At 71.1% G+C, this 14,003-nt stretch carries 17 protein-coding genes; 11 read left to right on the top strand and 6 right to left on the bottom strand.

The annotated features are described in order from the left end of the window. Positions 1–46: 46 nt before the first annotated feature. On the top strand, positions 47–460 hold the full coding sequence (locus tag ACFHWY_RS14550; protein ID WP_416580770.1) for an ATP-binding protein: 414 nt from the start codon (positions 47–49) through the stop codon (positions 458–460). Between the two features lie 84 nt (positions 461–544). Further along, positions 545–1,432 (top strand): DUF5926 family protein, encoded by an 888-nt coding sequence (locus ACFHWY_RS14545; RefSeq protein ID WP_416580715.1) that lies wholly within the window; start codon positions 545–547, stop codon positions 1,430–1,432. A gap of 68 nt (positions 1,433–1,500) precedes the next feature. On the opposite strand, the gene ACFHWY_RS14540 is transcribed toward ACFHWY_RS14545, so the two are convergent. Next, the gene (locus tag ACFHWY_RS14540) at positions 1,501–2,700 is read right to left on the bottom strand and encodes an arginine deiminase (RefSeq protein ID WP_416580714.1); all 1,200 of its coding nucleotides are present in this window, start codon (positions 2,698–2,700) and stop codon (positions 1,501–1,503) included. A gap of 163 nt (positions 2,701–2,863) precedes the next feature. Between ACFHWY_RS14540 and ACFHWY_RS14535 the strand changes: the two genes are divergently transcribed. The 4 genes from ACFHWY_RS14535 (at position 2,864) to pheA (ending at position 5,836) form a co-directional block, all read left to right on the top strand. Further along, positions 2,864–3,601: a hypothetical protein gene (locus ACFHWY_RS14535; protein WP_416580713.1), complete on the top strand. Its 738-nt coding sequence runs from the start codon at positions 2,864–2,866 to the stop codon at positions 3,599–3,601. A gap of 168 nt (positions 3,602–3,769) precedes the next feature. After that, the gene (locus tag ACFHWY_RS14530) at positions 3,770–4,228 is read left to right on the top strand and encodes a hypothetical protein (RefSeq protein WP_416580712.1); all 459 of its coding nucleotides are present in this window, start codon (positions 3,770–3,772) and stop codon (positions 4,226–4,228) included. Between the two features lie 82 nt (positions 4,229–4,310). Then, positions 4,311–4,799 carry a hypothetical protein gene (locus ACFHWY_RS14525; RefSeq protein ID WP_416580711.1) on the top strand — a complete coding sequence of 163 codons (489 nt, stop codon included), beginning with the start codon at positions 4,311–4,313 and terminating at the stop codon, positions 4,797–4,799. An 80-nt stretch (positions 4,800–4,879) separates the two neighbouring features. Further along, positions 4,880–5,836 carry a prephenate dehydratase gene (gene pheA, locus ACFHWY_RS14520; RefSeq protein ID WP_416580710.1) on the top strand — a complete coding sequence of 319 codons (957 nt, stop codon included), beginning with the start codon at positions 4,880–4,882 and terminating at the stop codon, positions 5,834–5,836. A 22-nt stretch (positions 5,837–5,858) separates the two neighbouring features. On the opposite strand, the gene ACFHWY_RS14515 is transcribed toward pheA, so the two are convergent. The 3 genes from ACFHWY_RS14515 to ACFHWY_RS14505 form a co-directional block, all read right to left on the bottom strand. Continuing rightward, the gene (locus ACFHWY_RS14515; protein WP_416580709.1) at positions 5,859–6,575 is read right to left on the bottom strand and encodes an AIM24 family protein; all 717 of its coding nucleotides are present in this window, start codon (positions 6,573–6,575) and stop codon (positions 5,859–5,861) included. A 74-nt stretch (positions 6,576–6,649) separates the two neighbouring features. Further along, positions 6,650–6,988: a metallopeptidase family protein gene (locus ACFHWY_RS14510; protein ID WP_416580769.1), complete on the bottom strand. Its 339-nt coding sequence runs from the start codon at positions 6,986–6,988 to the stop codon at positions 6,650–6,652. 129 nt (positions 6,989–7,117) lie between these two features. Next, positions 7,118–7,549 carry an OsmC family protein gene (locus tag ACFHWY_RS14505; protein WP_416580708.1) on the bottom strand — a complete coding sequence of 144 codons (432 nt, stop codon included), beginning with the start codon at positions 7,547–7,549 and terminating at the stop codon, positions 7,118–7,120. 151 nt (positions 7,550–7,700) lie between these two features. On the opposite strand from ACFHWY_RS14505, the gene ACFHWY_RS14500 reads away from it, so the two are divergent. From ACFHWY_RS14500 to ACFHWY_RS14490, 3 genes are all read left to right on the top strand, one after another. Beyond that, positions 7,701–8,450 (top strand): hypothetical protein, encoded by a 750-nt coding sequence (locus ACFHWY_RS14500; protein ID WP_416580707.1) that lies wholly within the window; start codon positions 7,701–7,703, stop codon positions 8,448–8,450. Positions 8,451–8,660: 210 nt separating this feature from the next. After that, positions 8,661–9,482 (top strand): HAD family hydrolase, encoded by an 822-nt coding sequence (locus ACFHWY_RS14495; RefSeq protein WP_416580706.1) that lies wholly within the window; start codon positions 8,661–8,663, stop codon positions 9,480–9,482. Beyond that, positions 9,482–10,294, top strand: a complete 813-nt coding sequence (locus ACFHWY_RS14490) for an HAD family hydrolase (RefSeq protein WP_416580705.1) — start codon at positions 9,482–9,484, stop codon at positions 10,292–10,294. Before ACFHWY_RS14495 ends, ACFHWY_RS14490 begins: the two co-directional genes overlap by 1 nt. A 46-nt stretch (positions 10,295–10,340) precedes the next feature. On the opposite strand, the gene ACFHWY_RS14485 is transcribed toward ACFHWY_RS14490, so the two are convergent. Further along, complete coding sequence (locus ACFHWY_RS14485) at positions 10,341–10,943, bottom strand: bacterial proteasome activator family protein (RefSeq protein WP_416580768.1); 603 nt, start codon at positions 10,941–10,943, stop codon at positions 10,341–10,343. Between the two features lie 100 nt (positions 10,944–11,043). Here ACFHWY_RS14485 and ACFHWY_RS14480 point away from each other — a divergent pair, with 100 nt between their 5' ends. Both ACFHWY_RS14480 and ACFHWY_RS14475 read left to right on the top strand, forming a co-directional pair. Further along, positions 11,044–11,841, top strand: coding sequence for an alpha/beta hydrolase family protein (locus tag ACFHWY_RS14480; protein WP_416580704.1), 798 nt, complete (start codon positions 11,044–11,046; stop codon positions 11,839–11,841). Positions 11,842–11,920: 79 nt separating this feature from the next. Next, entirely contained in the window at positions 11,921–13,120 is a 1,200-nt protein-coding gene (locus ACFHWY_RS14475; RefSeq protein WP_416580703.1) for an ABC transporter substrate-binding protein, read from the top strand. A gap of 12 nt (positions 13,121–13,132) precedes the next feature. Here the strand turns inward: ACFHWY_RS14475 and ddaH are convergent, their stop codons facing one another. Next, positions 13,133–13,966, bottom strand: coding sequence for a dimethylargininase (ddaH, locus tag ACFHWY_RS14470; protein ID WP_416580702.1), 834 nt, complete (start codon positions 13,964–13,966; stop codon positions 13,133–13,135). Positions 13,967–14,003 lie beyond the last annotated feature (37 nt).

The raw sequence follows: 14,003 nt of genomic DNA, 5'->3' as shown, positions 1-14,003 counted from the left end.
AAGAGGGGCGGAAGTGGCGACGGGAGCAGTCGAACGCGCGTGGTGCGTGGTGGTTCCGCATCACGCCAGCGGTACGCGGGCGGCCCGACGCCGGCTCGCCGCCGAACTGGCCGACGCCGTCACCCCGGCGGCGCTGGCGGATCTGGTGGCGGTCCTGGCCGAACTGGTCGGCAACGCCGTCCGACATGCCGAGCCGCTGCCGGGTGGGGTGGTCCGGGTCGCCTGGCGACTGCGGACGACGCCCGACGGGGCGCAGATCCGGCTTCAGGTCACCGATGGAGGCGCGGCCGGCGGCCCACGGCTCCGCCCGACCAACGCGGACGCGGCCGACGGTCGTGGCCTGCACATCGTCTCCGGCCTGGCCAGCCGCTGGGGCGTGGACCGGGACGGCCTCGGCCAGAGCGTGTGGGCGGACTTCGACCCGGTCCCCGACCGGCCGGGCCTGGTGACCACCGGCTGAGTCGACGCCGACTGCCTGCTCGTTGCGTCGGCAGGGGCGGGTCCTGCCCCACCGCCCGGGCCGGGGCCTCTAGGCTGTCTCGCCGTGAGCAAGCGTCGAAAGAATCAGCGGGCCACCGTACCGACGGTCAAGCGGGAGAAGGTCCGGGACGTCTTCGTCCCGCGTCCCTTCGAAGGGTTGGCCGACGAGCCCGAGTGGATCGCGCTGCGGGAGCTGGTGCCCGCGGCCTCCGCGCCGCTGCGGCTCACTCCGGCGCTGGTCGACGAGTACGGCGACCGGCCGATCACGCTGACGACCGTGCTGCCGATGGCGGCCTCCGCGATGAGCCGAGAGGACGGTCACGTCCTGGTCGGACTCCAGCGCCACCAACAGTCTGGTGACGTATCCCGTGACCTGGCCGAGTCGCTGCTCTGCGCGCTGCGGACCGCCGCCGGCTCGCCGGTGGCCGTGCCACCGCTACCGGGCCCAGGGCCCCGGCTGCAGGACATCCTGGTCGACGGTCCGCTGGAGATCACCCTGCACGAGGATTTCGGGTTTTGGCTCGCTCCGGCCGCCGCCGGGGACCCGAACGTGCAGGCGTCCCTGGAGCGGGCCAACGCGGCCATCTATCCCACCGAGCGGCTGGCCGCCGGACGGGCAGCGTACTGGTGCCGGGTACCGGAGAAGGCGCATGTCCGCTGGGTGCTGCCGGAGGCCGAGGAGGCCGCGCTGGACGCTCTGGCCCGGCTCAGCGCGGCCGGCTCGCTGGCCCTCGGTGAGGGCACGAAGTTCGCCGGGATGTTCCGCGCACACGGTCGGCTGGTGCCGGTCTGGGATCTGCCCGACGAGGCCCCGGCCGGCGACTGGGAGCACCAGGTGGCTGACTTCGCCACCCGCTACGACGAGGCCCTGACGGAGACGGGTCGTCCGCTCGATGCCGCAGCCCGGCGATCCCGGCAGGGGTTGCTCGGTCGCCAGCTGACCCTGCGCTGATCTCCGCCCGCCGGTGGTGTCAACAAGGGACCCCTGCTCTACCTCAGGCGTCAGGAAGGGGCCCTTCCTCACTCCCGCAGCAGTGGGCAGGACATGCAGCGCGGTCCGCCCCGGCCAGAGCCCAGCTCGGAGCCGGCGATCGGGATGAGTTCGATGCCAGCCCGCTCCAACTGCGCGTTGGTTTCGACGTTGCGCTCGTAGCCGACGCAGAGTCGGGGCGCCAGCGCCAGCGTGTTGTTGCCGTCGTCCCACTGTTCCCGCTCGGCGGTCACCGGGTCGAGACCGGTGTCGATCACCCGTAGCTGATCCAGGTCCATCGCGTCGGCGGCCGCCCGCAGGAACGGTGCCGGACCGTCCACCCGCGGGTCGTCGCCGTCCGTTCCGGCGATGACGGTGTAGGCCGACAGCGTGCTGGCGACATTCGGGTACATCAGCACCGCATCGGCGTCGACCATGGTGCAGATCGTGTCCAGGTGCATGGTCGCCCGCTCCTGCGCGATAGGGACGACCAGGATGGTGTGGGCCAGTCCGGCCGCGAAGACCTGGCGGGCGAGCCGTTCGGCGCCGGCGGGCGTGGTCCGCTCACCCACCCCCACAGCAAGCACCCCGGGGGCCAGCAGCAACACGTCGCCGCCCTCCAGGTGCTCCAGGCCCGGCCGGTACACGAACTCTGTGCCGGCGAACCGTGGGTGGTACCGGTAGATCGCGTCGGTCAGCGTGGTTTCCCGGCGGCGGGCGGGCATCGCCAGGCTCGTCACGCCCACCCGATTCCCGATCCACAGTGACGAGTCGCGGGTGAACAACAGGTTTGGCAGCGGATCGACGATGAAGTCGTGGCGGTCCATCAGGGTGTAGACGAGACCGCCACGGTGGTCCCGGTGCAACCGCAACTCCTCGTGGGCCAGGCCGGCGACGAGGACACCGGCGAGCGCGGCCGGGTCGAGGTACGTCAGGTGCGTGGCGACCCGGCCGCGCAGGGTGTCGCCGAGCCGGGGCGAGTCGAGCACCTGTCCGGTGAGTTCGGCCCGGGCGTCCACCACGGCCAGAACCTCGGTGAGCAGGTCGGTCAGGTAGAGCACCTCGACGCCGCGCCCACGAAGCGCTTCGGCGAAGGCGTCGTGCTCCTCCTGCGCTCGACCTACCCAGGGGATGGCGTCGAAGAGCAGCGAGTCGTTGTTGCGTGGGGTGAGCCGGGCGAGTTCCGGCCCCGGCCGGTGCAGCAGCACCGTTCCGAGCCGGCCGACCTCACTGTCCACGTAGTGGCTCATTCCCGCAGCGTAGGGCAGAGTTTGGCGGTATCCGGTAAAAGAACCGTGGATGAATATGGCATTCATCCACAGTCATTCCGGCGCTCCGGCTTGCCGACCACCGGGTCCGGCAACGTAGGGTAGTGAGAACGTAACTTCGAGGGACCTTTTGCCGGAGGTCGCGATGACTGTCTTCCCCGCTCGTCGAGCCGTACCGTCTGCCCGGGCGCTGCCGCCCGTGGCGGTGCCGCACCCCCGGGTCGAGGCGCCAGAGGTGGTCGCGGCCCCACGCCCGTCCCCGCTTGAGTGGGCCCGGCGCCGCCGGGCCGAGCGGGGTGCCCGACGCCTGGAGGCGGCAGGGGCGCGCGCGCTCGGCCAACTCGACCACCTCGGGCCGGCATGGCACGTGATCGACTGGCCCCGCACCGACGCCGCCGACGCCATGCTCGACGACGAGGACAACCGCGCCGGTTTCCTCGCCATCGGCCCGAGCGGACTGTTCGCTGTCACCATTGCCGACCACGGCCGGGCCCGCGTCCTGGTCGCCGGTGACGTGGTGCAGATCAACGGAAAGCGCCCGCCCTACGTGGCCGAGGCCCGCCGCGACGCCCGGCGCGCCAGCAAGGCGCTGACCGCCGCGGTCGGCCATCCGATCCCGGTGACGCCGGTGCTCACCTTCGTGGGTTCGGGGGTGATCAGCGTCTACGGGCTGCCCAAGGACTGCCTCATGGCGACCCACCGGGAGCTCGACCGGCTGCTTGTGGCGGCTGGCAACCGGATCAGCCCGACCACCGCCGAGAAGCTGTCCCGGGTGGCGCAGCACCCGGGCACCTGGGCGAGTGGCGGCCACCCGCCGGCGGCGGACTACCGGTGGTACGAGGACGGCCGAACGGCCGCTGACAAGCCGGCCGGCCGGCGGTAACGTCTGCGGCGACGGCTCGCGGCCGGACGACGGCTCAGCTCCGCCGTCCCCGCACCGTCGCCGACCGGGCACTGATCCGCACCGACGGCCCCAGACGTCCAGCACGGTCGGCGGTCGCTGCCGCGACCGGCTAGCGTGGACGTACCGTCGGTGTGCATAGGAGGCTCGGTGGCCCACGTCGAACTCTCGCTCTCTGAAGTGTTCGTGCCCTCCGGGGGGACACCAACAGAGCAGGAGTACGACAACATCGAGCGGTGGTCGGCCACCGTGTCCAGCGCGGACGAGCCCTGTCTCCTCATCGACTCCCAGACTCTGGTATTAGCCGTCTCTGCCACCGGTTGCGAACTGCTCCGGCTGGGCGTACCGGAGGACGTGATCGGGCTCCCGCTGCTCGACGGCAGGCTACGGCTGCTGGACTTCACCGCCTACCGGGGCGAGTTGGCGGTGCCCGAGATCGACAAGATCCCACCGCTGTTGGCGCTGACCTCCGGCCGCTTGGCGCGTGGACTGCTGCGGATCGAGGCGGCTGAGGAGGGCTCCCCGGACGCCACCGTCGACGCCATCTCCACACCGGTGCTCGTCAACGGCAACGTAGCCGGCTCGCTCACCTTCTTCTCCGAGGTCTGACCTGACACCCATCCCGCCCCGCCGTGCCGAGGCCCGACCGCCGCCCGATGCTGCTGCCGGAGCTCGGCGGCTGGTCGCCGTCGTGGCACTGGCCGCACTTCTGTCGGGCTGCGGCGAGCCTCCGGAGGTACGCGACGGCTCCCCGGGCCTGCCCACGCGGGCGCCCACCACTACGCCGAGCGTGTCGGCCACTCCGACGGCTCCGCCGGTCGTCGGGCTGCCCGGTCCCAACAGCCCGACGGCCGACCCGGGTCTGGTAGCGGTCGCCTGCGCGGGCGACCCTTCGGCGCAGCAGATCATCAATCTGGTTCGTGGCCGTGGCGGACTACTCTCCCAGAACACGAAGGTCACCGCCCGCACCGGCCCGCTCTGCGCCGCAGGATGGCAGTTCACAATCCTCGACGTGGCCGGATACGAACCACTCCAGGTGGTCACCCGTGATCGGGCTGGTACCCTGCGCCTGGTCACCGCCGGCACCGACGTCTGCACGGCCGAGGTTCGGGTGGCCGGCCCCGCCGGCATCCAGACCCTGGCCTGTGGAAGCGACGGCGCCCTGCCGGTACCGCAGTAGCGATGCCATCGCCTGCTGAGGCGGCACCGTCGCCCACGCCGGCCGGCTCGTCGCCGACGTCGAGTGCGTAGGCTGGACGCATGCCGGGAACGCCGCCCACCCGTTTCGTGTACCTCGGGCCCGAGGGCACCTTCGCCGAGCAGGCGCTACGCACCGTGCCCGCCGCCGAGCGGGGCAGCCGTACGCCGGCCCGCAGCGTGGGCGAGGCGCTGGAGGCCGTACGTGCCGGGGATGCCGATGCCGCCCTGGTCCCGCTGGAGAACTCGATCGGCGGTGCCGTCGGTGTCACCCTCGACGAACTGGCCGAGGGTGAACCACTGGTGATCACCCGAGAGGTGATCCTGCCGGTGGAGTTCGTGCTCGGCACGCGGTCGGGAACCCTCCTGCCTGCGATCGGCAGCATCGCCGCCCACCCGCAGGCATCCACCCAGTGCCGCGGCTGGTTGCGGGCCCACCTGCCCGACGCGGTCGTGGTGGATGTGCTCTCCAACGGAGCGGCGGCGGCCGGCGCCGCCAACAGCGAGTACGACGCGGCGATCTGCGCCCCGATCGGCGCGGCCCGGCACCGGCTGGCCGTGCTGGCCGACAAGATCGCCGATCACCCCGACGCGGTGACCCGATTCGCCCTGCTGTCCCGGCCCGGGCCGCCGCCGCCACCGACCAGCGACGACGTGACGTCGCTCGCCGTCTACATCGCGCACGACCGGGTGGGCGCGCTGCTGTCCGTGCTGATGGAACTCGCGGTCCGGGGCGTAAACCTGACCCGGATCGAGTCCCGGCCTACAGGCGAGGCGCTCGGCCGGTACGTGTTCTTCCTCGACTGCACCGGCCATGTCGCCGATGTCCGGCTCGGTGAGGCGTTGCAGGGGTTGCACCGGGTCTGCGCCGGCGTGCGGTTCCTGGGCTCGTATCCCCGGCACCGGTGGGGCGGCATGACGGGCGAACGCCCGGTGGCCGCCCCGGCCGGCCTCGCCGACACCGACTACACCGACGCCGCCGCCTGGCTCGCCCGGCTTCGGGTGGGCGAACTGACCTGACCGGCCATGGCCGGGGTCGGACTCACCGGAACAGGCCGCCGAGCATGCCGCCCTGGTCCTGCTGTCCGCTGCCCATGATCGGCGGTTCCTCGGAGGGCTGCACGACCACGAAACCGTGCCCGGCGAAGCTCATCGTGTACGCCTCACCGGTGGTGCGGCCGAGCAGTGTGCCGAGGCCGAGCTGGTCCGCCCGGTGGTAGCCGGTCTGGAGGGCAGCCGACCAGCAGACGGCCGACTGCGGGTCGACGTAGGTGGGCGCGTCCACATTGAGCACGACCGGGGTGCCACGGGTGGTGACGGCGATCCTGCCGTGTCCGGTGAAGACGCAGTTGAACAGGCCGGACGAGGCCATGCCCGCCCCACCGGCCATCTTGATGTCGTAACGCAGGGTGGAGTCGAAGGCCAACACGCTGGAGCCGTTGATGGAAAGCGCATCGCCCGGCTCCAGGTCGATGACGTGTACGTCCTTGGCGAAGTCGGCGAGGAAGACGTCCCCGCGACCGGTGAGCTTCATCAACGGCACACCCTCGCCGGTCAACTTCTGCTTGAGGAAGTTACCCAGCCCGCCGGAGCCGAGCGCCTGGAACTGCACCTCCCCCTGGTACGCCACCATCGACCCGACCCGGGCCATCGCCTCGCCGTTCAGCTCGATTTTCAACATCTTGGAGTTCTGTAGCCGCATGCCGGGCTGTCCCGACTCTCGCTCCAGATTCGCCGCCGAGAACAATTCGCTGCGCAATGGGTTCCTCCGTACTCGCCGTTCCTGGTCGAGACGGTAGAACCGGGCCGCAAGAGTGACGTCGGGCGGAGTCGTCAGCCCCAGCCCAGTTCGTGCAGGCGGGCATCGTCGATGCCGAAGTGGTGGGCGATCTCGTGCACCACTGTCACGGCCACCTCGTCGACGACGTCGTCGTCCGTGTCGCAGATGCGCAGGATCGGATTCCGGTAGATCAGGATGCGGTCGGGCAGGACACCGGCGTAGTCCCATCCCCGGTCGGTCAACGCGTGTCCCTCGTAGAGGCCGAGAAGATCCTCACCGGGAGGCGGGTCGTCCTCCACCAGGATCACCACGTTGTTCATGAGGGCCAGCAGCTCTTCCGGAACCTCGTCGAGCGCCTCCCCCACCAGTTCTTCGAAACGCTCCCGCTCCATCTCGACCGCCACGCCGCCATTCTCCCCCAGCCAACCCGCGATCTTGCACTACCGGTTCCGGTAAGTAGCCACGAAAGACACATAACGGAAGCCACAAGTGCAAGATCGACGGCAGGTCGACTTGGGGGATCAGGAGGTGAGGCGGGCGGTGAGGGTGATCTCGGCACCGGGCGACAGCAGGCGGGAGATCGGGCAGTTCTGCTTCGCGGTGCCGGCGATCTTGGCAAACTGCGCCTCGTCGATGCCGGGCACCGCGCCGACGGTCTCCAGCTCGATCCGGGTCACGGTCATCCCCGCGTCGGTCTTGTCGAGGTGCACCTTCGCGGTTGTCTCCACGGAGGTCGGCGTCGTGCCGGCGTCGGCGAGCGCCTTGGAGAAGGCCATCGAGAAGCAGCCCGCGTGCGCGGCGCCGATCAACTCTTCGGGGTTGGTGCCCTCCCCCTCCTCGAACCGGGACCTGAAGGAGTAGTTCCCCTCCATCCCGCCCTTGCCGGTGCGGATCGAGCCGGCCCCCTCGGTGAGGTTGCCCTGCCAACGTGCGGAAGCGGTACGGATAGGCATGTGCCTGACGCTAGCCCACCGGGCGTCGCCAGGCGACCGACCGCCTCGGCTGAGGCATCCGCAGTTCCTCGGCACGGCCTACCGGCTGTGTCATGATGCGACACGGACCCGCACGGCGCGGCGGGCGCGGCGTCCGGGCCACCAAGAAAGGGTGAGCGAGTTGACCCACGACCTCCCCATCCCCCGTCAGGACGACCGCTCCGAAGGCGCCACCGTCGTCGAGTGGGGCGCGGCGGACGGGTCGACCACGACCGGCCGGCTCAGCCGGGCGTTCTCCGGTCTCGGACGTGATCGCCGGGTACCGGTGCTGCTGGCGGGCCTCGGAGCGGTGGCGGCCCTCGCGTCGCTGCTGGGCGAATGGTCGACGATCACCATTCCGAACGCCGGCCCCGAGCCGGCCACACCGCTCGTGGTGACCAGCGGCGTGTCCGACATCGGTGGCCTGGGCACCGGGTACCTGGTCGGGCTCCTCGCGCTCGGCGGCGCGGTGGCACTGGCGCTGCAGGGCACCGCCACGATACGCACCAACGCGCGGGTGGCGGGCCTGGCACTGGCCGCAGGCATGCTCGCCCTGCTGGTGGCGACGCTGTCCTCGATCGACGACGCGGCCCGGCGGGGTGTCTTCTATTCCAACGATCCGGGCTTTGCGGTCGAGCAGGGCCGGGGCCTGCTCGTCGCCTTCGTCGCCGTCGGGCTGTTCGCCGCCGCGCTCATCCGGGTCGCGTCCGAGCCGGCCGGTCCGCAGCCCGAACCAGCCACCGAGCCGGACGAGGCGGGCGGATGGCGCCGCCGGCGGGACCGCCGCCGATCCCAGGACGAGGAGTTGGACGAGAGGCGTCCGCCGGCCGACATCACCGTCGCACCGACGGTGCCTTTCGCCCGCGAGGCACCGACCGACTGAGCTGACCCCCGGCGGCCTCGACGCGCCACCTGTCCGGTCTACTGTCGGCCGGGTGAGAGTCACCTCCGATGCGTCGCCCGTTGGCATCCGATTCGCCTGGAAGCCATGGTTGCGACCGGTTCTGCGAGGTACGGTTGCTGCCCGCCGTCACGCTGGGGCTTCCAACCGGCGCTCCGGCTGGTCGCGACGGCGGCGGGCGAAGGAGGAACGATGACGCGCCCGGGCCTGCCCAAGCTGATCGCCACCGACCTAGACGGGACGCTCGTCCGCAGCGACGACACCGTATCGGCGTACACCCACGAGGTTCTCGACCGGGTGCGCGCCGCCGGCATACCGGTGGTGGGTGCCACCGGTCGCGGTCCCCGGCTGACCGAACTGACCCGCAACGACATCCGCGCCGCGGACTTCCTGGTGCTCGCCGGCGGTGGCCGGGTGGTCGACCAGAGCGACCCTACCGGGCCGGTGGTGCTTCGCGACGAACGCCTCTCCAGCCAGGTGCTGACCGTCCTGCTGGCCGACCTGGAAGCCGCGGTCGGCCCGCTGACGGTGATGGTCGAGGCGTCCGACGAGCACGAAGCCCCGCTCTGGGGCGACTACCACCCGGCCTGGCCCTACCAGGACCGCTTCGAGGTGCGTACCCGCGCCGAATGCCTGGCCGGCGACGTGATCAAGGCGTTCGCGCGGACCGCCGACCACCACGTGGACGAGTTGCTGGCCACCGCCCGGGAGATCATCCCGCCGCACCTGGCCACCCTCACCCAGGCCGGGCTCGGCTTCGTCGAGATCTGTCCGCCAGGGGTGGACAAGGCGACCGGCCTCAGCGTGGTCGCGCAGAGCCTCGGCGTGGACCCGGCCGACGTACTGGTCTTCGGTGACATGCCGAACGATCTGCCAATGTTCGAGTGGGCGGGCTGGGGCCGGGTGGCCGTCGCCAACGCCCACCCGAGTCTGCGCGCCTTGGCCGACGACGTGACGCTGCGCAACGACGACGACGGGGTGGCGGTCTACCTCGACCGGCTACTGTCCCGGTGATGGATGGGACACCACGCCTGATCGCCAGCGACATCGACGGGACGCTGCTCCGCGACGACCACACGCTCAGCGCCCGCACGGCCGCCGTGCTGGCCCGGATCTCCGCCCGGGGCACGCCGGTCGTGCTGGTCACCGGCCGGCCGATCCGCTGGCTGAAACTGGTGTACGACCAGCTGGCCGCGCCGCTGCCCGCCGTCTGCGCCAACGGCGCGGTGGTCTACGACCCGGTCGCCGACGAGGTGCTGCGCGCCGACCCGCTGGCACCGGAGCTGCTCGCCGAGGTGGTTCGCCGGCTGCGGGCCGAGGTGCCCGAGGTGAGTCTGGCGGTCGAGGTGGTCGACAGCCGGCAGATGCGGCACGAGGCGCACTACCCGCTGCGGTGGGACGCCGACGACGAGGCGATCCGGGCCGTGGAGACCGCCGAGGAGCTGCTGTCGGCGCCGGCGGTGAAGCTACTGGCGCGAGCCGGAGAGCAGGACCCGGACCGGTTCACCCAGTTGATTGCCGCTGCCCTCGTGGGCCTGGCCGAGGCCACCCACTCCTCGCACTCCGGGCTGGTGGAGATTTCCGCGGCCGGCGTGACGAAGGCGGCCGGGCTGGCCTGGTACTGCCACCGGCTCGGTGTTGACGCCACCGATGTGCTGGCCTTCGGCGACATGCCCAACGACGTACCGATGCTGACCTGGGCTGGCCGGGCGGTGGCGGTGGCGAACGGTCACCCGGCGGTGCTGGCCATCGCCGACGAGGTCGCCTCGGCGAACTCCGTCGACGGGGTGGCGACGTACCTGGAAAAGGTCTTCGGCGCGGACTGACCGTCCGGCGTGCGGCACGCAGCCCGCCGGCCGCACGCCGGAGGGGTCAGAGGTACTGGCCGGTGCTGTGCCCCTCCGCGCCCGGCTGGCCGATGTCCGGCATGCCCGGCAGCACCGCCCCGGCAGGCCCGCTGGGAAGCGCCTGCCGGCCAGAACGCATCTGCTCAAGCTGCACCCGGGCCGCCATCTGCTGGGCCACCAGGGCTGCCTGGATGCCGTGGAAGAGCCCTTCCAGCCAACCGACCAGCTGGGCGTGGGCGATCCGCAGCTCGCCCTCACTGGGCGCCTGGTCCTCGGCGAACGGCAGCGACAGCCGCTCCAACTCCTCGCGCAGCTCGGGAGCCAGCCCCTCCTTCAGCTCGACGATCGACCTTTCGTGGATCTCACGCATCCGGTGCCGGCTGGCGTCGTCCAGCGGAGCCGCCTTGACCTCCTCAAGCAGCTGCTTGATCATGCTGCCGATCCGCATCACCTTGGCCGGCTGCTCGACCAGGCGTGACGGATCCTCGCCGGCCCCATCGTCGGTCTGCACGGTGCCGACGGGCCGACCATCCGGCCCGACCACCACCACCGTTCCGGTGTGCCCGGTGCCGTCCCGGCCGGGCTCGTCGTTCTCTCCAGCGGAGCGCGCTTCGGTCATGCCCTCCATCTTTACCCAGTGCCCCGGTTCGGCGCCCGTCGGCCCGGCGATCACCCAACCGCCGGTCATCCGGCTCCCGCCCGACGGGTGACCGCGCTACCGTCGCCGGATGCCCTCCGATCCCCGCGCGGTGCTGACCCGCCCCACGCCCGTGCCGGACGTGACCGTCGCCTACGGCGAGCACCCCGACCAGATCGCCGACCTGCGCCGGCCGGCCGGCTACGGCCCACCCCGACCGCTGGTGGTCGTGGTGCACGGCGGCTTCTGGCGCGCGGAGTACGACCGGCGGCACACCGACCCCCTGGCGGCTGCGCTGGCCGCGATCGGGTACCCGGTCGCCCAGCTGGAGTACCGGCGGACCGGACAGCGCGGCGGTGGTTGGCCCGGCACCCTCACCGACGTGCTCGCCGGGGTGTCCGCGCTGCCCCGGTTGGCCGACGCCGCACTGCCCGGCCGGGTCGCGCCGGTGGGACAGGTGCTGGTCGGTCACTCGGCGGGCGGGCACCTCGCCCTGTACGCGGCTGCCCACGCGCCGGGCGCCGTCGGCGCGGTGCTGGCTCTCGCCCCGGTCGCGGACCTGGCCGAGGCACATCGGCTGGACCTGGACGGCGGGGCGGTGGTCGCGTTGCTCGGTGGCGGACCGGCGGAGGTGCCCGAGCGGTACGCCGCCGCCGATCCCCGGGTGCCGGTGCCACTGCGACCACGCACCGTAGTGATTCACGGCACGTTGGATCAGCAGGTCCCGGTCGGCATCTCTCGTGACTACGTGACCGCCGGACGAGCTGCGGGCGAAGATATCCGCCTGATTGAGCTACCAGAATGCGAACATTTCGGACTCATTGATCCCGAGTCGGCGGCCTGGGCCCAGGTCACCGGCGCATTGCTGTCTCTACACAAAGATCATTAGCCATTGACGCAGCGTCGGGGAGCAGGTAGAACGCCGGAGGGGCGGGTGCCGCCCGGCAACACATCTCGAAGGGATCCCGGTGTCGCAGATGAACCGCAGGCGGGCACTCCAGCTGCTGGCCGCGCTCGGTACGAGCGGACTCGTCGCCGGGTGCGGCTCCGACGCCGAGCAGGACGCCACCAGCACCCAGAGCCCGATCAAGATCGGACTCATCGCGCCACAGGCCGGCGCGAACAAGGCGATCGGCGACGAACTCGGCAACGGTTTCGAGATGTACCTCGACCTCAACGACGGACGCCTCGGTGGCCACCCCGTCAACCTGATCACGGCCGACGAGGGTGACACCGTCAAGTCCGGCCAGGCTGCCGTCGACGGGCTACTCAAGCAGGGCGTGCTCGCCATGACCGGAGTCGCCAGTTCCTCGGTCATGTTCGGCATCCGGGACGCCGTCGAACGGGCCCGGGTCCCGCTGATCGGCTCCAACGCCTCACCCGCGAGCCTGCAGAGCGTCGTCTACATCTGGCGCACGTCCTACGTCCTCGACGAGGCGGCGCGGGCGCTCGGACGCTACATGCGGGAGGAACTCCGCCCCGCCGACCAAGTCGCGACGATCCTGCCGGAAGGCGTCGTCGGCGTCGAGGACGTGCTGCGCGGCTTCCGGCAGGAGTTCGGCGAGTCCGACCCGCGCATCGCCAGCCAGGTGGTCTGGACCTCGGGCACCGCCAGCCCCAGCAAGACCGCCTACGTCTCCGACATCAACCGGGCGTTGAGCGGCAACCCCTCGGTCGTCTTCTGCTTCTACGCCGGCCCCGCAGCGGCGGAATTCATCATGCAGCTGCGCGACGCCGGTTTCCGGGGCAGCATCTACGCCCCCGGATTCCTGACCGAGGGCACCGTGCTAGACGACATCCGGCCGGCCAACGACGCGCTCGGTATCCGGACGGCACTGAATTACTCCGCCGATCTGAACAACGCGGCCAACCGTCGGTTCGCCTCTGCGTACCGCAAGAAGCACAACATCTCACCCACCACCTACGCGATGGCCTCCTACGACGCGGCGAAGGTACTCGACCAGGCGATCCGCCTCGCCGGCCCGGCGGCCACCTCGCAGCAGGTCAACCTCGCACTGGGCCGGATCGGGCAGATCGACAGCCCGCGCGGCGCGTGGCAGTTCAACCAGCCGCGCACCCCGCAGCAGAAGTGGTACCTGCGCGAGGTGCAGCGCGACGGTCAGGTGCTGTCGAACGTCCTGGTCAGCGAGCTGGCCACACTCGGCTGAGTGGAGCCGGGCTCAGGGCCGCAGCTCGGCGATGCAGCACTTCACGCTGCCGCCGCCCTTCTTGAGTTCGGCCAACTCCACCGGCACCGGCGTGTACCCGCCCGCCCTGAGCCGGCCGGCCAGTCGGGTCGCCTCGCTGTTGAGCACCACGTTGGCGCCATCGCTGACCAGGTTCAACCCGAAGGCGAGGGCATCGTCGTCGTCCGCGATGATCGCGTCGGGAAAGAGCTGGGCGAGCACTTTCTGGGTGGCCGCGGAAAACGCGCCAGGGTAGTAGACAACGTTCCCGTCGTCGACCGAGGCGAGCGCCACGTCCAGGTGGTAGAAGCGCGGGTCCACCAGCCGAAGTGAGACCACCGGCCGACCCAGCGCCTCCTGCGCCTCGGCGTGCGCGGGCAACTCGGTCCGGAAGCCGTACCCGGCCAGGATCAGGCCGCCGTACGCCTCCGGCAGGTACGCGAAGTCACCCTCGCCCTCGTTGGTTTCGTTCGGCGCGATGAACCGCCAGTCCGGCGAGGCGTAGAAGCCCCGGTGCACGGCTGCCTCTGCGGCCCGCTGCTGGTGCTTGAACCGCGCCCCGTAGACCGTGCCGTCCACCACGAACGCCCCGTTGGCGGCGTAGACCATGTCGGGCAGGCCGGGCTCGGGAGCCAGCAGGCACACCTCGTGGCCGAGACCGACGAGGGTCTCCCGCAGGCGGTCCCACTGCTTGACCGCCAGCTCCGTGTCGACCGGAGCGGTCACGTCCATCCACGGGTTGATCGCGTACTCGACCGCGAAGTGCTCAGGCGAGCACATGAGATATATCCGCTTTCGCGGCACTCGCTGCTGGTTCACGGTCACCAACAGTAGGTAGGGTAGAACTTTGGTAACAGCCGCAAAC

Origin of the sequence: Micromonospora sp. LOL_024 (genome assembly GCF_048060415.1) — a bacterium.
Classification (GTDB): Bacteria; Actinomycetota; Actinomycetes; order Mycobacteriales; family Micromonosporaceae; genus Micromonospora.
This window is presented reverse-complemented; position numbering and strand designations above follow the sequence as displayed.